16 protein-coding genes are annotated in these 21,902 nt (G+C 63.2%); 10 read left to right on the forward strand and 6 right to left on the reverse strand.

Going from position 1 to position 21,902, the window contains the following annotated elements:
- Positions 1-44 precede the first annotated feature (44 nt).
- The 5 genes from rlmF to J4P02_RS20605 all read right to left on the reverse strand — a co-directional run bounded on the left by rlmF (position 45) and on the right by J4P02_RS20605 (position 6,747).
- Entirely contained in the window at positions 45-1,070 is a 1,026-nt protein-coding gene (gene rlmF / locus J4P02_RS20585) for a 23S rRNA (adenine(1618)-N(6))-methyltransferase RlmF (RefSeq protein ID WP_426193623.1), read from the reverse strand.
- Between the two features lie 238 nt (positions 1,071-1,308).
- On the reverse strand, positions 1,309-4,155 hold the full coding sequence (locus J4P02_RS20590; RefSeq protein WP_426193625.1) for a valine--tRNA ligase: 2,847 nt from the start codon (positions 4,153-4,155) through the stop codon (positions 1,309-1,311).
- 119 nt (positions 4,156-4,274) lie between these two features.
- Positions 4,275-4,760, reverse strand: coding sequence for a DNA polymerase III subunit chi (locus J4P02_RS20595; RefSeq protein ID WP_426193627.1), 486 nt, complete (start codon positions 4,758-4,760; stop codon positions 4,275-4,277).
- Positions 4,761-4,767: 7 nt separating this feature from the next.
- Positions 4,768-5,196 carry a DNA polymerase III subunit chi gene (locus J4P02_RS20600; protein ID WP_426193629.1) on the reverse strand — a complete coding sequence of 143 codons (429 nt, stop codon included), beginning with the start codon at positions 5,194-5,196 and terminating at the stop codon, positions 4,768-4,770.
- A gap of 60 nt (positions 5,197-5,256) precedes the next feature.
- Complete coding sequence (locus J4P02_RS20605; protein ID WP_426193631.1) at positions 5,257-6,747, reverse strand: leucyl aminopeptidase; 1,491 nt, start codon at positions 6,745-6,747, stop codon at positions 5,257-5,259.
- Positions 6,748-7,194: 447 nt separating this feature from the next.
- Here J4P02_RS20605 and lptF point away from each other — a divergent pair, with 447 nt between their 5' ends.
- The 8 genes from lptF to pdxJ all read left to right on the forward strand — a co-directional run bounded on the left by lptF (position 7,195) and on the right by pdxJ (position 15,686).
- A complete protein-coding gene (gene lptF / locus J4P02_RS20610) occupies positions 7,195-8,313 on the forward strand; it encodes an LPS export ABC transporter permease LptF (RefSeq protein ID WP_426193633.1) in 1,119 nt (372 codons plus the stop codon).
- Positions 8,306-9,367, forward strand: a complete 1,062-nt coding sequence (gene lptG, locus J4P02_RS20615; RefSeq protein ID WP_426193635.1) for an LPS export ABC transporter permease LptG — start codon at positions 8,306-8,308, stop codon at positions 9,365-9,367. The genes lptF and lptG overlap by 8 nt, the downstream gene beginning before the upstream one ends.
- 168 nt (positions 9,368-9,535) lie before the next feature.
- Positions 9,536-11,335, forward strand: coding sequence for a translation elongation factor 4 (gene lepA, locus J4P02_RS20620; protein WP_426193637.1), 1,800 nt, complete (start codon positions 9,536-9,538; stop codon positions 11,333-11,335).
- Between the two features lie 5 nt (positions 11,336-11,340).
- On the forward strand, positions 11,341-12,195 hold the full coding sequence (gene lepB, locus J4P02_RS20625) for a signal peptidase I (protein ID WP_426193639.1): 855 nt from the start codon (positions 11,341-11,343) through the stop codon (positions 12,193-12,195).
- A 216-nt stretch (positions 12,196-12,411) separates the two neighbouring features.
- Entirely contained in the window at positions 12,412-13,101 is a 690-nt protein-coding gene (gene rnc, locus J4P02_RS20630) for a ribonuclease III (RefSeq protein WP_011059421.1), read from the forward strand.
- Positions 13,094-13,996, forward strand: a complete 903-nt coding sequence (era, locus tag J4P02_RS20635; RefSeq protein WP_426193642.1) for a GTPase Era — start codon at positions 13,094-13,096, stop codon at positions 13,994-13,996. Before rnc ends, era begins: the two co-directional genes overlap by 8 nt.
- A gap of 156 nt (positions 13,997-14,152) precedes the next feature.
- Positions 14,153-14,842 (forward strand): DNA repair protein RecO, encoded by a 690-nt coding sequence (gene recO / locus J4P02_RS20640; RefSeq protein ID WP_426193644.1) that lies wholly within the window; start codon positions 14,153-14,155, stop codon positions 14,840-14,842.
- Between the two features lie 100 nt (positions 14,843-14,942).
- The gene (gene pdxJ / locus J4P02_RS20645) at positions 14,943-15,686 is read left to right on the forward strand and encodes a pyridoxine 5'-phosphate synthase (protein ID WP_426193646.1); all 744 of its coding nucleotides are present in this window, start codon (positions 14,943-14,945) and stop codon (positions 15,684-15,686) included.
- 66 nt (positions 15,687-15,752) lie between these two features.
- Here the strand turns inward: pdxJ and mltF are convergent, their stop codons facing one another.
- Positions 15,753-17,213 carry a membrane-bound lytic murein transglycosylase MltF gene (gene mltF, locus J4P02_RS20650; RefSeq protein WP_426193648.1) on the reverse strand — a complete coding sequence of 487 codons (1,461 nt, stop codon included), beginning with the start codon at positions 17,211-17,213 and terminating at the stop codon, positions 15,753-15,755.
- Between the two features lie 287 nt (positions 17,214-17,500).
- Here mltF and purL point away from each other — a divergent pair, with 287 nt between their 5' ends.
- The gene (gene purL, locus J4P02_RS20655; protein ID WP_426193650.1) at positions 17,501-21,397 is read left to right on the forward strand and encodes a phosphoribosylformylglycinamidine synthase; all 3,897 of its coding nucleotides are present in this window, start codon (positions 17,501-17,503) and stop codon (positions 21,395-21,397) included.
- A 5-nt stretch (positions 21,398-21,402) separates the two neighbouring features.
- The gene (locus J4P02_RS20660) at positions 21,403-21,714 is read left to right on the forward strand and encodes an NGG1p interacting factor NIF3 (RefSeq protein ID WP_426193652.1); all 312 of its coding nucleotides are present in this window, start codon (positions 21,403-21,405) and stop codon (positions 21,712-21,714) included.
- Positions 21,715-21,902: the final 188 nt, after the last annotated feature.

Here is a 21,902-nt window from a genome sequence, read left to right on the forward strand (position 1 = left end):
ACACCGATTCACGCAAGGTGAATCGTTATTGAAGTTCCCGCCTCTCAGCTCTTCTTGCCCCAACGCTCCTGGCTCCAGGCCTGTTGCTGTGCCTTGTCCTTGAAGGTCCAGGCGACGAAGCGGCTCTGTTTCTGTCCCTGGGACATTTCCACTACCTGACTTTCCAGGGCGCCGGCTTTTTTCAGCGCGCTTTCGATCCCCGGCAGGTTGGCGGCTTTCGACACCAGGGTGCTGAACCACAGCACCTGCTGGCCGACGCCGGCGCTTTCAGCAATCAACTGGCTGACGAAGCGGATCTCGCCTCCTTCGCACCACAGCTCACGGGCCTGGCCGCCGAAGTTCAGCACCGGCAGCTTGCGCTTGGGATCGGCCTTGCCCAGGGCCCGCCATTTGCGCTGGCTGCCGCGGGTGGCTTCGTCCAGCGAGGCGTGGAAGGGCGGGTTGCACAGGGTCAGGTCGAAGCGCTCGGCACTCTCCAGCAGGCCACTGAGGATCTGCTTGGGGTTGCTCTGCTGGCGCAGGCTGATGGCCTTGGTCAGGCCATTGGCCTGGACAATCGCCTTGGCCGCGGCCAGGGCGGTGCTGTCGATGTCCGAACCGAGGAAGTGCCAGCGGTAATCGCTATGGCCCAGCAGCGGGTAGATGCAGTTGGCACCGACCCCGATATCCAGCACCCGTACCGCCGCGCCGCGAGGGATCTGGCCCTGGTTGTGGCTGGCCAGCAGGTCGGCAAGAAAGTGCACATAGTCGGCGCGACCGGGCACCGGCGGGCAGAGAAAATCCGCCGGGATGTCCCAATGGGCAATGCCGTAGAAGGCCTTGAGCAGGGCGCGGTTGAACACCCGCACCGCGGCCGGGTCGGCGAAGTCGATGCTTTCCTTGCCGTAGGGGTTGAGGATCACGAACTGCCCCAGCTCCGGGGTGCCCTTGATCAGTTGCGGGAAGTCGTAGCGCCCCTGATGGCGATTGCGCGGGTGCAGGCTGGCCTTTTCCCGGGGCGCGACGGCCTTGGCCGGGGTGGCAGGCTTGGGTTTCTTGCGCGGTGGCTTGGGTGTGCTGGGGGCGGTCATGGGGATAGATTCGGGGGTGGTTCAAGGAAGGCGGGCATTGTCCCACAGGAGCAGCGGTAAGTTTCAAGCTACAAGTTTGCCGTGGCGAGGGAGCTTGCTCCCGTTGAGCCGCATCGCGGCCCCATTCGGAATTTCACGGCTCTCTGCCAACGCAGTTGCATCTGCTGCGCAGACGAGTGGGCGAATAAAAAAGGGAGGCCGTTGCGGGCCTCCCTTTTTCACTTCGCGCGAATTGCCGTTACAGGCTGGAAATCCGTGCGTGCTGCTCCGCCAGCTTGCCCAGGGCCTGTTCGGCCTCGGCCAGCTTGGCGCGTTCCTTCTCGATCACTTCGGCCGGGGCCTTGTCGACGAAGGAGGCATTGGACAGCTTGCCGCCGACCCGTTGCACTTCGCCTTGCAGGCGCTGGATTTCCTTGTCCAGGCGCGCCAGTTCGGCACCCTTGTCGATCAGGCCGGCCATCGGCACCAGCACCTCCATCTCGCCCACCAGGGCGGTGGCCGACAGCGGCGCTTCGTCGCCGGCGCCCAGCACGGTGATGGATTCGAGCTTGGCCAGTTTCTTCAGCAGGGCTTCGTTCTCGGCCAGGCGACGCAGGTCTTGTTCACCGGCGTTCTTCAGGAACAGGGTCAGGGGCTTGCCCGGGCCGATGTTCATTTCCGCGCGGATATTGCGGGTGCCGAGCATCAGGCCCTTGAGCCATTCGATGTCGTCTTCGGCGGCCTGGTCGATGCGTGCTTCATTGGCCACAGGCCATGGCTGCAGCATGATGCTCTTGCCTTCGGCTCCGGCCAGCGGCGCCAGGCGCTGCCAGATTTCCTCGGTGATGAACGGCATGAACGGGTGGGCCAGGCGCAGGGCCACTTCCAGTACGCGCACCAGGGTACGGCGGGTGCCGCGCTGGCGTTCCACTGGCGAGTTCTCGTCCCACAGCACCGGCTTGGACAGTTCCAGGTACCAGTCGCAGTACTGGTTCCAGATGAACTCGTACAGCGCCTGGGCGGCCAGGTCGAAGCGGAACTGGTCGAGCTGGCGGGTGACTTCGGCTTCGGTGCGCTGCAACTGCGAGATGATCCAGCGATCCGCCAGGGACAGCTCGTAGGCCTCGCCGTTCTGGCCGCAGTCCTCGCCCTTGTCCAGCACGTAGCGCGCGGCGTTCCAGATCTTGTTGCAGAAGTTGCGGTAGCCCTCGACGCGGCCCATGTCGAACTTGATGTCGCGACCGGTGGTGGCCAGGGAACAGAAGGTGAAACGCAGGGCGTCGGTGCCGTAGCTGGCGATGCCGTCGGCGAATTCGGCGCGGGTCTGCTTCTCGATGGCTTTCTGCAGTTTTGGCTGCATCAGGCCGGTGGTGCGCTTCTGTACCAGGGTTTCGAGGTCGATGCCGTCGATGATGTCCAGCGGGTCCAGCACGTTGCCCTTGGACTTGGACATCTTCTGGCCCTGGCCATCGCGCACCAGGCCGTGCACGTACACGGTCTTGAACGGAACCTGCGGCGTGCCGTCCTCATTCTTCACCAGGTGCATGGTGAGCATGATCATCCGCGCGACCCAGAAGAAGATGATGTCGAAGCCGGTGACCAGCACGTCGGTGGGGTGGAAGGTCTTGAGGAACTCGGTCTGCTCCGGCCAGCCCAGGGTGGAGAAGGTCCACAGGCCCGAGCTGAACCAGGTGTCGAGCACGTCGTTGTCCTGCTGCAGGGCAACGTCCGGGCCGAGGTTGTGCTTGGCCCGTACTTCGGCTTCATCACGGCCGACATAGACCTTGCCCGACTCGTCGTACCAGGCCGGAATGCGGTGGCCCCACCACAGCTGGCGGCTGATGCACCAGTCCTGGATATCGCGCATCCAGGAGAAGTACATGTTTTCGTACTGCTTGGGTACGAAGGCGATGCGGCCGTCTTCCACGGCGGCAATGGCAGGTTCTGCCAGGGGCTTGGTGGAGACGTACCACTGGTCGGTGAGCCACGGCTCGATGATGGTGCCGGAGCGGTCGCCCTTCGGCACTTTCAGCGCGTGGTCGTCGACGCTGACCAGCAGGCCGGCGGCGTCGAAGGCGGCCACGATCTGTTTGCGCGCTTCGAAGCGATCCAGGCCCACGTACTCGGCCGGGATCTTGCCGTCGATGCTCTCGTTGAGGCTGCCGTCCAGGTTGAACACCTGGCAGGCCGGCAGTACGGCGGCGTTCTTGTCGAAGATATTGAGCAGCGGCAGGTTGTGGCGCTTGCCGACTTCATAGTCGTTGAAGTCGTGGGCCGGGGTGATTTTCACGCAGCCGGTGCCGAATTCGGGGTCGCAGTAATCGTCGGCGATGATCGGGATGCGCCGGCCTACCAGGGGCAGCTCGACGAACTTGCCGATCAGGGCCTTGTAGCGCTGGTCTTCAGGGTTCACCGCGACGGCGGAGTCACCGAGCATGGTTTCCGGACGGGTGGTGGCGACGATCAGGTAATCCTTGCCTTCAGCGGTCTTGGCGCCGTCGGCCAGGGGGTATTTCAGGTTCCACAGGAAGCCTTTCTCGTCGTGGTTTTCCACTTCGAGGTCGGAAATCGCCGTGTGCAGCTTGGTGTCCCAGTTCACCAGGCGCTTGCCGCGGTAGATCAGGCCGTCTTCATGCAGGCGCACGAAGGCTTCCTTCACCGCTTCGGAAAGACCGTCATCCATGGTGAAGCGCTCGCGGCTCCAATCCACGGAAGAGCCCAGGCGGCGGATCTGGCGGCTGATATTGCCCCCGGACTGATCCTTCCATTCCCAGACTTTCTCGAGGAATTTTTCCCGGCCCAGATCGTGACGATTCTGGCCCTGGGCTTCGATCTGGCGCTCCACCAGCATCTGCGTGGCGATACCGGCGTGGTCGGTGCCCGGCTGCCACAGGGTGTTGCGACCCTGCATGCGGCGGAAACGGATCAGCGCGTCCATGATCGCGTTGTTGAAGCCGTGGCCCATGTGCAGGCTGCCGGTGACGTTCGGCGGCGGGATCATGATGGTGTAGGAGTCGCCCGCGCCTTGCGGGGCGAAGTAATTCTCGGACTCCCAGGTCTGGTACCAGGAAGTTTCAATGGCGTGCGGCTGGTAGGTCTTATCCATGCGCGGCGGGACCCTATTGGCATTTATTCAGGAAAAGCCGGCAAGTATAGCGGAGGGGGGCCGCAGCAAGCCACAAGCGGCAAGCGACAAGATGGCCCGGCCCGGCTGTTGCGTGTGGCTTATGGTTTGTTGCTTGTGGCTGCGGCGAGTAGCCGCTCAAGGCGGGCATCGAGGCGGCGCTTGATCTCGGTTTCGATATGCGGGGCGAAGTCGTCGATCACGTCCTGCATGATCAACTGGGCGGCGGCGCGCAGTTCGCTGTCCAGGTGCAGCAGGGCGTCGCCGTTGCTGGTGGCAGGTTTGGCCGGGGCTGCCGGAGTCGGGGCGGGCGTGGGGGCCTGGGCCTGGACGGGAGCTGGAGCCGGTTCGGGCTTGACGCTTGGGGTGGCGGCCGGCTGGGCGCTGGCCTGAGCCGCGGCGCGGGGTTCGGCGCGGGTGGCTGGCGGGTTGCCCACCATGTCGAACAACAGCGGGATTTGTCCTTCGCTGGTCACGGTTTCGGTGAGCAGCGGCGGTTGCAGGTTTTCATCGCCGAGCAGCTTGCGGATCGATTCGAGGTCGTCCAGCAGGTGCGCGGACTTTTGCAGCGGGTTGGGAGTGTCCATCGGGTGCTCAGAGTCGCTGTAATCGGTGATCTTGCAGAGAATAGCCCTGTTCGCGATAGAAACGGAAACTCTCGCGGGCCGCCTGGCGGATAGCCGGGTCTTCCACCACCACCTCGGCGATACGGGCAAAGCGCTGGGCGAAGGAGGGGACGTTCAGGTCCAGGTTCACCAGCAGGTCGTGGTGCTCGCCCGGGTCCTGGCCGAGGCCGAGGACGATCAGCCCATCAGGCTGGCTTTCTGCCGGGCCGTGGGGCACGAAGGCCTCGCCCTTGAAGCTCCACAGGCGTGCGTCCAACTCGTCGCGCTGTGCCTCATCGCTGCAGTGCAGGTAGATGCGATGGCCCATACGCCAGGCCTTGTCGGTGAGCTTGCAGGCAAAATCCAGGCGCGCCGCAGGGTCCGCGCTGGGAAGAATATAGAAGTCGACTTTGGTCATTGGGGTTCCTGAGCCGCAGTGGGCGCCGCATTCAAGCGGCGCCCACTGTGGTCACGGTTTTCAGGCCTTGGCGCGGTCCAGCAGGTACTGGGTCAGCAGGGGCACCGGACGGCCGGTGGCGCCCTTGTCCTTGCCGCCGCTGGTCCAGGCGGTGCCGGCGATATCCAGGTGGGCCCAGTTCAGGTTCTTGGTGAAGCGCGACAGGAAGCAGGCGGCGGTGATGGTGCCGGCCTTCGGCCCGCCAATGTTGGCGATGTCGGCGAACGGGCTGTCCAGTTGCTCCTGGTACTCATCGAACAGCGGCAGTTGCCAGGCGCGGTCGTCGGCTTGCTGGCCGGCGCTGAGCAGTTGCCCGATCAGTTCCTCGTTGTTGCCCAACAGGCCCGAGGTGTGGGCGCCCAGGGCTACCACGCAGGCACCGGTGAGGGTGGCGATATCGATCACCGCCTGAGGCTTGAAGCGTTCGGCGTAGGTCAGGGCATCGCACAGCACCAGGCGGCCTTCGGCGTCGGTGTTGAGGATTTCCACGGTCTGCCCGCTCATGGTGGTGACAATGTCGCCAGGGCGCGAGGCGCCACCGCTGGGCATGTTTTCGGCACAGGCCAGGATGCACACCAGGTTGATCGGCAGTTGCAGTTCCAGTACTGCGCGCAGGGTGCCGAACACGCTGGCGGCGCCGCCCATGTCGTATTTCATCTCGTCCATGCCGGCGCCCGGCTTGAGGCTGATGCCGCCGGTGTCGAAGGTGATGCCCTTGCCCACCAGGGCGAACGGCTTCTCAGACTTCTTGCCGCCGTTGTACTGCATGACGATCAGGCGTGGCGGCTGGTCGCTGCCCTGGCCCACGGCATAGAACGAGCCCATGCCCAGTTCCTTGATCTTTTTCTCGTCGAGCACTTCGACTTTCAGGCCCTTGAACTCCTTGCCCAGGGCCTTGGCCTGCTCGCCGAGGTAGGTCGGGTGGCAGACGTTCGGTGGCTGGTTGCCCAGGTCACGGGTGAAGGCCATGCCGTTGGCGATAGCCTGGGCGTGAGTGACAGCGCGCTCGACTTCGGCCTGGGCGGCCTTGATGGTCAGCAGGGTGATCTTCTTCAGGGCGCGGGGTTCGGCTTTCTGGCTCTTGTAGCGGTCGAATACGTAGCCACCGTCCACCAGGGTTTCCGCCAGCAGGCGGGTCTTGCCGTAGCTGTCGCGACCCTTGACTGCCACTTCGTCCAGCGCCAGCACGGCATCGCTGCCGCCCAGGCCCTTGAGGGTATTGAGCACGCCACTGATGATCTTGCGGAACGGGCGGTCGCCCAGTTCGCCTTCCTTACCGACGCCCACCAGCAGCAGGCGCTCGGCCTTGAGCTTGGCCACGCCGTGCAACAGCAGGCTCTGGCCGACCTTGCCGGTCAGGTCGCCACGCTTGAGCACGGCGCTGATGGCGCCACCGCTGAGTTCATCGAGCTGCTTGGCCACACCACCGAGTTTGCTGCCTTCGCTGACGGCGACCACCAGGGTGGCGGTCTTCAACGTTTCCGGGCTAACGCTTTTTACAACCAGTTCCATGTCCGGTTCCCTGAATGAATGGTCAAAGGGTGCAGGTGACTGTTCTGCACCGGGCTTATCTATATAGAAGACGCCGCGTCAGGCCGTGTGAAAACTACTGCGTTTGGCAATCCTGCGTTAAAAACAGGTTCGGAATGCTCATTTACAGCCAGTAAACTGCGCTTCCTCACCTGTTTTTGCCTTGTCTTGCCTGCACTCGTGACGTTTTCACACAGCCTGGCATGCTGCCGACGACAAAGCCGCCAGTTTGAACCTCGCCGCTTGCGGCTGACAACCCTCGGATTGGCCAAGTTCTGTGCTTTAGAGGCGCCGGTGAGCATCCTCCGTGACAGGCGCACGCAATCACAGGATAATGCGCCATCTTTTTTCGGCGGCCCTGCGTCTGGGGCCGGCTCGATACGTTTGCTTGTTCGGCCGCCTTAGCCTGACAACCCTGGAGTGTCTGGTTTGATCGTCTTTCGTTATCTGTCCCGCGAAATCCTGCTGACCCTGAGTGCCGTGAGCGCGGTGCTGCTGGTCATCATCATGAGCGGGCGCTTCGTCAAGTTCCTTGCCCAGGCCGCCTCGGGCGCCTTGGACCCAAGCTCGCTGTTCCTGATCATGGGCTTTCGCCTGCCGGGCTTTTTGCAACTGATCCTGCCCCTGGGGCTGTTCCTCGGCATTCTCCTGGCCTATGGCCGGCTCTATCTCGAAAGCGAGATGACCGTGCTCTCGGCCACCGGCATGAGCCAGCAGCGCTTGCTGGGCATGACCCTGATTCCCGCGACCCTGGTGGCCTTGCTGGTGGCCTGGTTGAGCCTGAGCCTGGCGCCACAGGGGGCCAATCAATTCCAGTTGCTGCTGAACAAGCAAGACGCCCTGACCGAGTTCGACACCCTGGTGGCCGGGCGCTTCCAGGCGCTCAACGATGGCTCCCGGGTGACCTACACCGAACAGCTGTCGGAAGATCGGACCAACCTGGGCGGGGTGTTCATTTCGGAAAAGCGCCTGAACCAGCAGAAGAAGGACCAGGGCATCTCGGTGCTGGTGGCCGAGAAGGGCCATCAGGACATCCGCCCTGATGGCAATCGCTACCTGATCCTGGAAAACGGCTACCGCTATGACGGTAACCCCGGCGAGGCCAACTACCGGGTGATCAAGTACGACACCTACGGTGTGTTGCTGGAGCGCCCGGATGTCAGCGACGAGGTTACCGATCGCGACGCCATGCCGACCGCCGACCTGATCGGCAAGGACGACCTGCGGGCCCGCGCCGAGCTGCAATGGCGCCTGTCCCTGCCGTTGCTGGTGTTTATCGTGACCCTGATGGCGGTGCCGCTGTCCCGAGTCAACCCGCGTCAGGGTCGCTTCCTCAAGCTGATTCCGGCGATCCTGCTGTACATGGCCTACCTGACCATCCTGATCGCCGTGCGCGGCGCCTTGGAGAAAGGCAAGATTTCACCTGCACTGGGCCTGTGGTGGGTGCATGTGCTGTTCCTGGCCATAGGCCTGGGGCTGATGTATTGGGAACCGTTGCGCTTGAAGATGGCGAGTCGTCGCAGCATGAAGGAGATGGCTCGTGGTTAAGCTCGATCGCTACATTGGTAGCAGTGTGTTCATGGCCATTCTCGCGGTCCTGGGGATCATCCTCGGGCTGGCCTCGCTGTTTGCCTTTATCGATGAGGTGGGCAGCGTCACCGACAGCTACACCGTCATGGACGTGATGAGCTACGTAGTGCTCACGGCTCCGCGCCGGGTTTATGAAATGCTGCCGATGGCGGCCCTGATCGGCTGCCTGATCGGCCTGGGCAGCCTGGCCAGCAACAGCGAACTGACCATCATGCGCGCCGCTGGGGTGTCCGTGGGGCGGATCGTCTGGGCGGTGATGAAGCCGATGTTGCTGCTGATGCTGGTGGGCGTGCTGGTGGGCGAGTACGTGGCGCCGGCCACCGAGACCCAGGCCCAGGCCAGCCGCGCCCTGGCTCAGGGTTCGGGGGATGCGCAAAGTTCCAAGCATGGCCTGTGGCACCGCCAGGGCGATGAGTTCATCCATATCAACGCCGTGCAGCCCAACGGCTTGTTGTATGGCGTGACCCGCTATCACTTCGACGACCAGCGGCACATGCTGTCGTCGAGCTTCGCCCGTCAGGCGCGTTTCCACGATAGCTACTGGCAACTGACCGACGTCACCACCACTTATTTCCGTGAAGGGCACACCGAGGTCATCAGCGTGCCCGACGAGCGCTGGGACGTGGCCCTGAGCCCGCAACTGCTGAGTACCGTGGTGATGGCACCGGAGTCCCTGTCGATCAGCGGCCTGTGGGGCTATATCCATTACCTGGCTGATCAGGGGCTGAACAATGGTCGTTATTGGCTGGCGTTCTGGGTCAAGGTCCTGCAACCGCTGGTGACGGCGGCCCTGGTGCTGATGGCGATTTCCTTTATCTTCGGTCCCTTGCGCTCGGTAACCCTCGGTCAGCGGGTGTTCACAGGCGTGCTGGTGGGTTTCACCTTCCGTATCGCCCAGGACCTGCTGGGGCCATCGAGCCTGGTATTCGGCTTCTCGCCCCTGTTCGCGGTGCTGGTGCCGGCGGGTATCTGCGCTGTCGCCGGCGTCTGGATGTTGCGCCGGGCCGGCTGATTCGGTGGTTTTTGCAGGCTTTTGGCACGACGCCTCGATCTGTGGATCGGGGCGTTTTTGCATTTGACAAACGCTGACCGGCGAGCGTGACGCTCGTGCCGAGTATCAGGTACAATTCCCGGCTATTTTTCGGCGGGCCATGCCTGCAGCCTTTTTGAGTGTTCATCCGTGAGTGATTTGAGTCATATCCGCAATTTCTCCATCATCGCCCACATTGACCATGGCAAGTCGACTCTGGCCGATCGGTTCATCCAGATGTGCGGCGGCTTGGCCGATCGCGAAATGGAAGCCCAGGTTCTGGACTCCATGGACCTTGAACGTGAGCGCGGGATCACCATCAAGGCGCACAGCGTAACCCTCTACTACAAGGCGCGCGACGGCGTGACCTACCAGCTGAACTTCATCGATACCCCGGGCCACGTCGACTTCACCTATGAAGTCAGTCGCTCCCTGGCGGCCTGTGAAGGCGCGCTGCTGGTGGTGGATGCCGGCCAGGGCGTGGAAGCCCAGTCGGTTGCCAACTGCTACACCGCCATCGAGCAGGGCCTGGAAGTGATGCCGGTGCTGAACAAGATCGACCTGCCCCAGGCCGAGCCGGAGCGGGTCAAGGAAGAGATCGAGAAAATCATCGGCATCGACGCCACCGACGCCGTGACCTGCAGCGCCAAGACCGGCCTGGGCGTGGACGAGGTGCTCGAGCGCCTGGTAACCACCATTCCGGCCCCTACCGGCAATATCGAAGACCCGCTGCAAGCGCTGATCATCGACTCCTGGTTCGACAACTACCTGGGCGTCGTGTCCCTGGTGCGTGTGCGTCATGGCAGGGTGAAGAAGGGCGACAAGATCCTGGTCAAGTCCACCGGCAAGGTCCACCTGGTGGACAGCGTCGGTGTATTCAACCCGAAGCACACCGCCACCGTTGATCTCAAGGCCGGTGAAGTGGGCTTTATCATCGCCGGCATCAAGGACATTCACGGGGCGCCAGTGGGTGACACCCTGACCCTCAGCTCGACCCCGGACGTGGCCGTGCTGCCAGGCTTCAAGCGCATCCAGCCGCAGGTCTATGCCGGTCTGTTCCCGGTCAGCTCCGATGACTTCGAGGATTTCCGCGAAGCCCTGCAGAAGCTCACCCTCAACGACTCGTCCCTGCAGTACACCCCGGAAAGCTCCGACGCCCTGGGCTTCGGCTTCCGTTGCGGGTTCCTCGGCATGCTGCACATGGAGATCATCCAGGAGCGCCTGGAGCGCGAATACGACCTGGATCTGATCACCACCGCGCCGACGGTAATCTTCGAGCTGCTGCTCAAGAACGGTGAAACCATCTATGTCGATAACCCGTCGAAGCTGCCCGACCTGTCTTCCATCGAAGACATGCGTGAGCCGATCGTGCGGGCCAATATCCTTGTGCCGCAGGAGCACCTGGGCAACGTCATAACCCTGTGCATCGAGAAACGCGGCGTGCAGCGCGACATGCTGTTCCTCGGTTCCCAGGTGCAGGTGACCTACGACCTGCCGATGAACGAAGTGGTACTGGACTTCTTCGATCGCCTGAAGTCCACCAGCCGCGGCTATGCTTCGCTGGATTACCATTTCGATCGCTACCAGTCGGCTAATCTGGTCAAGCTGGATGTAATGATCAACGGTGACAAGGTCGATGCCCTGGCATTGATCGTGCACCGCGACAACGCCCACTACAAAGGGCGTGCGTTGACCGAGAAGATGAAAGAACTGATTCCTCGGCAGATGTTTGACGTGGCAATCCAGGCCGCCATCGGCGGGCAGATTATCGCGCGGACAACCGTCAAGGCCCTCAGAAAGAACGTACTGGCCAAATGCTACGGTGGCGACGTCAGCCGTAAGCGCAAGCTGTTGGAAAAGCAGAAGGCTGGTAAGAAACGCATGAAGCAAGTGGGCAACGTGGAAATTCCACAAGACGCCTTCCTTGCGGTGCTCAGGTTGGATAGTTAGGTCCTATGTCACTAAATTTCCCGCTGTTGCTGGTCATTGCTGTCTTTGTCTGCGGTCTCTTGGGGTTGCTCGACCTGGTGTTCCTGGCGCCGCGTCGGCGTGCCGCCATTGCCAACTATCAGGGCAGCGTCAGCCAGCCGGACGGGCTGGTGGTGGAAAAGCTGAGCAAGGAGCCCTTGCTGGTGGAATACGGCAAGTCGTTCTTTCCGGTGCTGTTTCTGGTGCTGGTGCTGCGTTCGTTCCTGGTGGAGCCGTTCCAGATTCCCTCGGGTTCGATGAAGCCGACCCTGGATGTGGGCGACTTTATCCTGGTGAGCAAGTTTTCCTACGGCATCCGCCTGCCGGTGATCGACAAGAAGATCATCGACGTCGGTGAACCGCAGCGCGGCGATGTGATGGTGTTCCGCTACCCAAGCGACCCTAACGTCAACTACATCAAGCGTGTGGTCGGCCTGCCGGGTGATGAAGTGCGCTACACCGCCGACAAGCGCCTGTTCGTCAACGGCCAGTCGGTGGCCGAGCAACTGGTGGGCGCCGAGCCCGGTACCCTGGGCAGCTCGGAGCTGTACAAGGAACAACTCGGCGAGGCCGAGCACCTGATCCGCAAGGAAATGAACCGCTACCGGCCGACTCCGGAAGGTCGTTGGGTGGTGCCTGCCGGGCACTACTTCATGATGGGCGACAACCGCGACAACTCTAACGACAGTCGCTACTGGGACGATCCAAGTATTCCCAAGGATCTGCTAGGCATGGTTCCCGACAAGAATATCGTCGGCAAGGCCTTCGCGGTCTGGATGAGCTGGCCCGAACCGAAACTCAGCCACCTGCCGAATTTCTCGCGGGTTGGCCTGATCAAGTAATCACTCACGGCGCTGTTGAACACAGCGCCGAATGCTTTTCTGGCTCTTGCATAAAACGGCCTGGCCTTCAGGCAGCCCGTAGCAGGTGTATTGCCAGCAGCATGCAGTCAACGATATTCAGGATGTGGATTTGAACACAGCGTTAATTGCTACCCGCACCTCGTGCGCGGCCCCTGGGATGGTGAGTTTCCACAGCGAAACCAGCGTGGGCAAACCGTGAGCGTTTCTTTGAGTCGTCTCGAGCGCCAGCTCGGTTATTCCTTCAAGGACCAGGAGCTGATGCTGCTGGCCCTCACTCACCGCAGCTTTGCCGGGCGCAACAACGAGCGCCTGGAATTCCTCGGGGATGCGATCCTCAACTTCGTCGCCGGTGAAGCGCTGTTCGAGCGCTTTCCCCAGGCCCGCGAAGGCCAGCTGTCGCGTTTGCGCGCGCGCCTGGTGAAGGGTGAAACCCTGGCGGTACTGGCCCGTGGTTTCGACCTGGGCGAATACCTGCGCCTGGGTTCCGGTGAGCTCAAGAGCGGTGGTTTCCGTCGCGAATCGATCCTTGCCGATGCCCTGGAAGCCCTGATCGGTGCTATCTACCTGGACGCCGGCATGGAAACTGCCCGTGACCGCGTGCTGTCCTGGCTGGCCTCGGAGTTCGAGAGCCTGACCCTGGTGGACACCAACAAGGACCCCAAGACCCGGCTGCAGGAGTTCCTCCAGTCCCGCGCCTGCGAACTGCCACGCTACGAAGTGGTGGATATCCAGGGCGAGCCGCACTGCCGGACATTCTTCGTCGAATGTGAAGTCACCCTATTGAATGAAAAAAGCCGAGGGCAGGGCGTCAGCCGACGCATTGCCGAACAGGTTGCGGCCGCCGCCGCCCTGATTGCCCTGGGCGTGGAGAATGGCCATGACTGATTCAACCGCAACACGCTGTGGCTATGTCGCCATCGTCGGCCGCCCCAACGTGGGCAAGTCGACGCTGCTCAACCACATCCTCGGGCAGAAGCTGGCGATCACTTCGCGCAAGCCCCAGACCACCCGTCACAACATGCTCGGGATCAAGACCGAGGGTGATATCCAGGCGATCTACGTCGACACCCCCGGCATGCACAAGAGCAACGAGAAGGCGCTCAACCGCTACATGAACAAGACTGCTTCGGCGGCGTTGAAAGACGTCGACGTGGTGATCTTCGTGGTCGACCGCACCAAGTGGACCGACGAAGACCAGCTGGTTCTGGAGCGTGTGCAGTACGTGCAGGGCCCGGTGATCCTGGCGATCAACAAGACCGACCGCATCGAGGACAAGGCCGAGCTGATGCCGCACCTGACCTGGCTGCAGGAGCAGCTGCCGAACGCCGAGATCGTGCCGGTCTCGGCCCAGCAGGGGCACAACCTCGACGCCCTGGAAGGCCTGATCGCCAAGCACCTGCCGGAGAACGAGCACTTCTTCCCGGAAGACCAGATCACCGACCGCAGCAGCCGTTTCCTGGCCGCCGAACTGGTGCGCGAGAAGATCATGCGCCAGCTGGGGGCCGAGCTGCCGTACCAGATCACCGTGGAAATCGAAGAGTTCAAGCAGCAGGGCCACGTCCTGCATATCCATGCCTTGATCCTGGTGGAGCGTGACGGGCAGAAGAAAATCATCATTGGCGACAAGGGTGAGCGGATCAAGCGCATCGGCATGGAAGCGCGCAAGGACATGGAACTGCTGTTCGACTCCAAGGTCATGCTCAACCTCTGGGTCAAGGTCAAGGGTGGCTGGTCCGACGACGAGCGCGCCCTGCGCTCCCTGGGCTACGGCGACCTCTGAGTCGCCCCTGTGTTGGGGGAGGGCCGCCGCGGTAGTGGCGAGGGAGCTTGCTCCCGCTGGAGCGCATAGCGCTCCCCAACCCTGCCGAGGCTCAGTTTAGGCAGCCCGGCGATTGCCATCTCCCGCCACATTTTCTCTGCAGAGGCCCGGCTTCTGATGTCCAGCACCCCCCCTCTCGGCCAGCTCGCCTACGTCCTGCACAGCCGCGCCTATCGCGAAAGCAGCGCCCTGGTGGATTTCCTCACCCCGCAAGGCCGCCTGCGTGCCGTGCTGCGCAGTGCCCGGGGCAAGGCCGGCACCCTGGCGCGGCCCTTCGTGCCCCTGGAAGTGGAGTTTCGCGGCCGCAGCGAGCTGAAGAATGTCGGGCGCATGGAAAGTGCCGGCGTTGCCACCTGGCTCAATGGCGAAGCGCTGTTCAGCGGTCTGTACCTGAATGAGCTGCTGATTCGCCTGTTGCCGGCGGAAGATCCCCACCCCGCACTGTTCGAGCATTACGCCGCCACCCTGCTGGCCCTGGCCGAAGGCCGGCCCCTGGAGCCCCTGCTGCGGGCCTTCGAATGGCGCCTGCTGGACGACCTGGGCTATGGCTTTGCCCTGGACAGCGACATCCATGGCGCACCCATTGTTGCCGACGGCCTGTACCGGCTGCAGGTGGATGCCGGCCTGGAGCAGGTGTTCCTGCTGCAGCCAGGCCTGTTCAATGGTGCCGAACTGCTGGCCATGGCCGAGGCCGACTGGAGCGCTCCCGGCGCCCTGGCGGCGGCCAAGCGCTTGATGCGCCAGGCCCTGGCGGTGCACCTGGGCGGGCGGCCCCTGGTCAGTCGCGAGTTGTTCCGCAAGCCCTAGATCGCCCGCGTGGTGGCCGGCAGCGCGTCAGCCAATGGCAACCGACCCTATTCTCCCCGTATGCTGTGCGCCGCATTCTCATTTCTTCAGGAGCGCTTTCGTGACCACCAGCAATCGCATTCTTCTTGGCGTGAACATCGACCACGTTGCCACCCTGCGCCAGGCCCGGGGCACCCGTTACCCGGACCCGGTCAAGGCGGCACTGGACGCGGAAGAGGCGGGCGCCGACGGCATCACCGTGCACCTGCGCGAAGACCGCCGGCATATCCAGGAGCGCGATGTGCTGCTGCTCAAGGAGGTGCTGCAAACCCGCATGAACTTCGAGATGGGCATCACCGAAGAGATGATGGCCTTTGCCGAGCGCATCCGCCCGGCGCATATCTGTCTGGTGCCGGAAACCCGCCAGGAGCTGACCACCGAAGGCGGCCTGGACGTGGCCGGCCAAGAGGCGCGGATCAAGGCGGCGGTGGAGCGTCTGGCGCAGCTGGGCTCCGAGGTGTCGCTGTTTATCGATGCCGACGAGCGCCAGATCGAAGCCGCTCGGCGCGTCGGCGCACCGGCCATCGAACTGCACACCGGGCGCTACGCCGATGCACAGACCCCGAGCGAAGTGGCCGAGGAGCTGCAGCGTATCGTCGATGGCGTGGCCGTGGGCCTGGCCCAGGGGCTGATCGTCAACGCCGGCCACGGCCTGCACTATCACAACGTGGAGGCGGTGGCGGCGATCAAGGGCATCAATGAGCTGAACATCGGCCACGCCCTGGTGGCCCATGCGCTGTTCGTTGGTTTCAAGGGCGCGGTGGCGGAGATGAAGGCGCTGATTCTGGCGGCGGCCAAGGCCTGAGTCACCTTCGCCGGCAAGCCGGCTTCTACAAGACCCGTGTAGGAGCCGGCTTGCCGGCGCAGTCTTCTAGAGCTGCGGGCTCTCTTCCGGCGGCTTGGTCTTGTTGACCCCGGGCACATGCAGGTTGCCTTCGGCGACCTGGTCGCCTTCCAGCTGCGGCTGGGTCACCCAGGTGAGAATGTCGTAGTAGCGGCGGATGTTGGCCACGAAATGCACCGGCTCGCCACCGCGGGCGTAGCCGTAGCGGGTCTTGCTGTACCACTGCTTCTGCGACAGGCGCGGCAGCATCTTCTTAACATCCAGCCACTTGTTCGGGTTCAAGCGTTCGCGTTCCGCCAGCTTGCGGGCGTCATCCAGGTGGCCGGTGCCGACGTTGTAGGCGGCCAGGGCGAACCAGGTGCGGTCCGGCTCCTCGATCTTGTCGTCCAGCTGTTCCTTGATATAGGCCAGGTACTTGGCGCCGCCGCTGATGCTCTGCTTGGGGTCCAGGCGGTTGGACACGCCCATGGCCTGGGCGGTGTTCTGGGTCAGCATCATCAAGCCGCGCACGCCGGTCTTGGAGGTGACTTCGGCCTGCCACATGGATTCCTGGTAGCCCACGGCGGCCAGCAGGCGCCAGTCGAGCTTCTCTACCTTGGCCGAGGCCTTGAAGTGCTTCTCGTACTTGGGCAGGCGCTGCTGCAGGTGCTGGGCAAAGGTGTAGGCGCCGACATAACCGAGTACATCGACATGGCCGTAGTAGCGATCCTTGAGGCGTTGCAGGGTGCCGTTCTTCTCCACCCGGTCGAGGAAGCTGTTGATCTCGTTGAGCAGGCTGTTGTCGTCGCCGGCGGCCACCGCCCAGCTCTGGCTGCGGGCGTTGCCCAGGTCGAAGGCCACCCGCACATTGGGGAAGTACACCTGGTTCATCGCCAGTTCGTTGGAGTCCACCAGGGTCAGGTCGATCTGCCCTTCGTCCACCATGCGCAGCAGGTCCACCACTTCAACGGCATCCGACTCTTCGTATTCGATGCCGGGGTACTGGGTCTTGAGCTGGGCCAGCTGCTCGGCGTGGCTGCTGCCCTTGAGCACCATGATGTGCTTGCCCACCAGTTCCTTGGCCGTGGTGGGGCGGGACTGGCCGTTGCGATAGATGATCTGCGGCGTGACTTCCAGGTACGGATGGGAAAAGCGCACCTGCTGCTTGCGCTGCTCGCTGCTGACCAGGCCGGCGGCCGCCAGCACCGGGCCCTTGGGTTGGCCCAGCTGGCCGAACAGGTCATCGAGGTTGTCGGCGGTCTCGATTTTCAGCTCCACCCCCAGGTCCTCGGCGAAGCGCTTCACCAGCTCGTACTCGAAGCCGGTCTCGCCGTTGCGATCCTGGAAGTAGGTGGCGGGGCTGTTGCGGGTGATCACCCGCAGCACACCGTCCTCCTTTACGCGCTCTAGGGTGCTGGGTTTTTCAACGCAGGCGCCGAGCATCAGGAAGAGTCCGGTTACGATGAGCCACTTGGCGCAGCGTGGACGTAAAGCCATAGGGGAAAACATTGGCGCAGTATACGCAAAGGATCAGAAGCGCCATATCTCGACAGCGAAGGGCGGGTCTGCTAGCACGCGGCGCACCGGGCTGGAGCCCTTGGGAATGGGGCCTCGGGGTTGAATCCGAGGTTGAAAATAACCTGCGGCAATGAGCCTCATCAGCCTTTGTTATAAGGAGGCGGAGCTGGACCGACGTTCGGACGCGCTGCGGGATTGCGTTTCGAGTGCCGATGCCAGCGGTTTACGTTAGAATGCACGGCCTCAAAGCACACCCCCTTCCCGAGGCTGTCCCGAAGATGTTGATCCTGCGCGGCGCTCCTGCCCTTTCTGCCTTTCGCCACAGCAAACTCCTTGAGCAACTGAGCCAGAAGGTTCCGGCTGTCAGTGGCCTGTATGCTGAATTCGCTCACTTCGCCGAAGTTACCGGCGTCCTGACCGGCGACGAACAGCAGGTGCTCGCGCGCCTTCTGAAGTACGGCCCCAGCGTTCCGGTACAAGAACCTACAGGTCGCCTGTTCCTGGTGTTGCCGCGTTTTGGCACCATCTCGCCGTGGTCGAGCAAGGCCAGCGATATTGCCCGCAACTGTGGCCTGGCCAAGGTCCAGCGCCTGGAGCGTGGCATCGCCTTCTACGTGGCCGGTGAGTTCAGCGACGCCGATGCGCAATTGCTCGCCGATGCCCTGCACGACCGCATGACCCAGATCGTGGTGGACAACCTGGACCAGGCCGCCGGCCTGTTCAGCCATGCCCAAGCCAAGCCGCTGACCGCCATCGACATCCTCGGCGGTGGCCGTGCTGCCCTCGAGCAGGCCAACAGCGAACTGGGCCTGGCCCTGGCCGAAGACGAAATCGATTACCTGATGAACGCCTTCCAGGGCCTCAAGCGTAATCCGCATGACATCGAACTGATGATGTTCGCCCAGGCCAACTCCGAGCACTGCCGCCACAAGATCTTCAACGCCAGTTGGGACATCGACGGCCAGAGCCAGGAAAAAAGCCTGTTCGGCATGATCAAGAACACCTACCAGATGCACGGCGAAGGCGTGCTGTCCGCTTACAAGGACAACGCTTCGGTGATCGTCGGTAACGTTGCCGGTCGTTTCTTCCCGGACCCCGAGACCCGCCAGTACGGCGCGGTGCAGGAGCCGGTGCACATCCTGATGAAGGTCGAGACCCACAACCACCCGACCGCGATTGCCCCGTTCCCGGGTGCGTCCACCGGTTCCGGTGGCGAGATCCGCGACGAAGGCGCCACCGGTCGCGGGGCCAAGCCGAAGGCCGGCCTCACCGGCTTCACCGTGTCCAACCTGCAGATCCCGGGCTTCCAGCAGCCGTGGGAAGTGCCTTACGGCAAGCCCGAGCGCATCGTCACCGCGCTGGACATCATGATCGAAGGCCCGTTGGGCGGCGCGGCGTTCAACAACGAATTCGGCCGTCCGGCTCTGACCGGCTACTTCCGTACCTTCGAGCAGTCCATCGCCACCCCGCGCGGCGAAGAGGTTCGTGGCTACCACAAGCCGATCATGCTGGCAGGCGGCATGGGCAACATCCGCGCCGAGCACGTGCAGAAGGGCGAGATCGAGGTCGGCTCCAAGCTGATCGTCCTCGGCGGCCCGGCCATGCTGATCGGCCTGGGCGGTGGCGCGGCTTCCTCCATGGCCACCGGCACCAGCTCGGCAGACCTGGATTTCGCCTCGGTACAGCGTGAAAACCCGGAAATGGAACGCCGTTGCCAGGAAGTCATCGACCGTTGCTGGCAGCTGGGTGAGCACAACCCCATCAGCTTTATCCACGACGTCGGCGCCGGTGGCCTGTCCAACGCCTTCCCGGAACTGGTCAACGACGGCGGCCGTGGCGGTCGCTTCGAACTGCGCAACATCCCCAACGACGAGCCGGGCATGGCCCCGCACGAAATCTGGTCCAACGAATCCCAGGAGCGTTACGTCCTGGCGGTGGGCGCGGCGGACTTCGAACGCTTCAAGGCCATCTGCGAGCGCGAGCGCTGCCCGTTCGCGGTAGTCGGCGAGGCCACCGCCGAGCCACAGCTGACCGTCACCGACAGCCACTTCGGCAACAGCCCGGTGGACATGCCGCTGGAAGTGCTGCTGGGCAAGGCCCCGCGCATGCACCGTTCGGCCGTGCGGGAAACCGAGCTGGGCGACGACTTCGACCCGAGCACCCTGGATATCGCCGAGAGCATCGAGCGCGTTCTGCACCACCCGGCCGTGGCCAGCAAGAGCTTCCTGATCACCATCGGCGACCGCACCATCACCGGCCTCGTGGCCCGTGACCAGATGGTTGGCCCATGGCAGGTGCCGGTGGCCGACGTGGCCGTGACCGCCACCAGCTTTGATGTCTACACCGGTGAAGCCATGGCCATGGGCGAGCGCACGCCGCTGGCCCTGCTGGACGCCCCGGCCTCGGGCCGCATGGCGATTGGCGAAACCCTGACCAACATCGCCGCTTCGCGGATCAACAAGATTTCCGACATCAAGCTGTCGGCCAACTGGATGTCCGCTGCCGGCCACCCGGGTGAAGATGCGCGCCTGTACGACACCGTCAAGGCCGTCGGCATGGAGCTGTGCCCGGAGCTGGGCCTGACCATTCCGGTGGGCAAGGACTCGATGTCCATGGCCACTCGCTGGAATGAAGAGGGCACCGACAAGAGCGTCACCTCGCCGCTGTCGCTGATCGTTACCGGCTTCGCTCCAGTGGCCGATGTGCGCCAGACCCTGACCCCGCAACTGCGCATGGACAAGGGCACCACCGACCTGATCCTGATCGACCTGGGTCGCGGGCAGAACCGCATGGGCGCCTCGATCCTCGCCCAGACCCACGGCAAGCTCGGCAAGCAGGCTCCGGACGTTGATGACGCCGAAGACCTGAAAGCCTTCTTCGCAGTGATCCAGGGCCTGAATGCCGACGGTCACCTGCTGGCCTACCACGACCGTTCCGATGGCGGCCTGCTGGTCAGCGCCGTGGAAATGGCCTTCGCCGGTCATTGCGGCCTGAACCTGAGCCTGGACGCCGTGGCGGAAAACGCCGGGGAAATCGCCGCCATCCTGTTCAACGAAGAACTGGGCGCGGTGATCCAGGTGCGTCAGGACGCTACCCCGGACGTGCTCGCCCAGTTCAGCGCGGCCGGCCTCGGCGACTGCGTGGCGGTGATCGGCCAGCCGATCAACAACGGCGAAGTGAGCATCTCCTACAACGGTGAAAGCGTATTCAGCGGCCAGCGTCGTCTGCTGCAGCGTCAGTGGGCCGAGACCAGCTACCAGATCCAGCGCCTGCGGGACAACGCCGAATGCGCCGAGCAGGAATTCGACGTGCTGCTGGAAGAAGACAACCCGGGCCTGAGCGTCAAGCTCGGCTTCGACGTCAACCAGGACATCGCCGCGCCTTACATCAAGAAGGGCGTGCGCCCGCAAGTGGCGGTGCTGCGTGAGCAGGGCGTCAACGGCCAGGTGGAAATGGCCGCGGCCTTCGACCGCGCCGGCTTCAACGCCATCGACGTGCACATGAGCGATATCCTCGCCGGTCGCGTCGACCTCAACGACTTCAAGGGCATGGTTGCCTGCGGTGGCTTCTCCTATGGTGACGTGCTGGGCGCTGGCGAAGGCTGGGCCAAGTCGGCACTGTTCAACAGCCGTGCGCGGGATGCCTTCCAGGGCTTCTTCGAACGCAACGACAGCTTCACCCTGGGTGTGTGCAACGGTTGCCAGATGATGTCCAACCTGCACGAGCTGATCCCGGGCAGCGAGTTCTGGCCGCACTTCGTGCGCAACCGTTCCGAGCAGTTCGAAGCCCGTGTGGCCATGGTCCAGGTACAGGAATCGAACTCGATCTTCCTCCAGGGCATGGCCGGTTCGCGGATGCCGATCGCCATCGCCCACGGCGAAGGCCATGCGGAATTCGAAAGCGAAGAAGCCCTGCTGGAAGCCGATCTGTCCGGTTGCGTGGCCCTGCGCTTCGTCGACAACCACGGCAAGGTCACCGAGCGCTACCCGGCCAACCCCAACGGTTCGCCGCGCGGGATCACTGGCCTGACCAGCCGTGATGGCCGCGTCACCATCATGATGCCGCACCCGGAGCGGGTGTTCCGCGCCGTGCAGAACTCCTGGCGTCCGGAAGAGTGGAATGAAGACGGCGCCTGGATGCGCATGTTCCGCAACGCTCGCGTCTGGGTGAACTGAGGCTGATGTACAAGCTCAGCTTCTTCGTCCCGCAAAGCCATGTGGAGCAGGTCAAGGGCGCCGTGTTCGCCGCCGGAGGCGGTCGTATCGGCGCTTATGACCAGTGCGCCTGGCAGGTGCTCGGCCAGGGCCAGTTCCGCCCGTTGGACGGCAGCCAGCCGTTTCTCGGGCAGACTGGCCAGGTTGAGCGGGTGGAGGAGTGGAAGGTCGAGCTGGTGGTGGCCGATGAACTGATCGCCGGGGTAGTGATGGCGCTCAAGCAGAGCCATCCCTACGAAACGCCGGCTTATGAAGTCTGGCGCCTCGAAGCCTTCTGAGGTTATCCACAGACAAAAAGCCCGCTGAACCGGAAACGGTCAGCGGGCTTTTTTGTGGCCTTTGTCCCGTCCTGAATAAGGTTTACACCTCCCATCCCGAATTTCCGGAGAGTCAGATGGAACAAGGTGTAAAGCGCACACAACGAGATTACTCACTGTCCTTTAAATTGGCGGTGGTTGATCAGATT

Source organism: Pseudomonas sp. NFXW11, from assembly GCF_049887815.1.
GTDB lineage: Bacteria > Pseudomonadota > Gammaproteobacteria > Pseudomonadales > Pseudomonadaceae > Aquipseudomonas.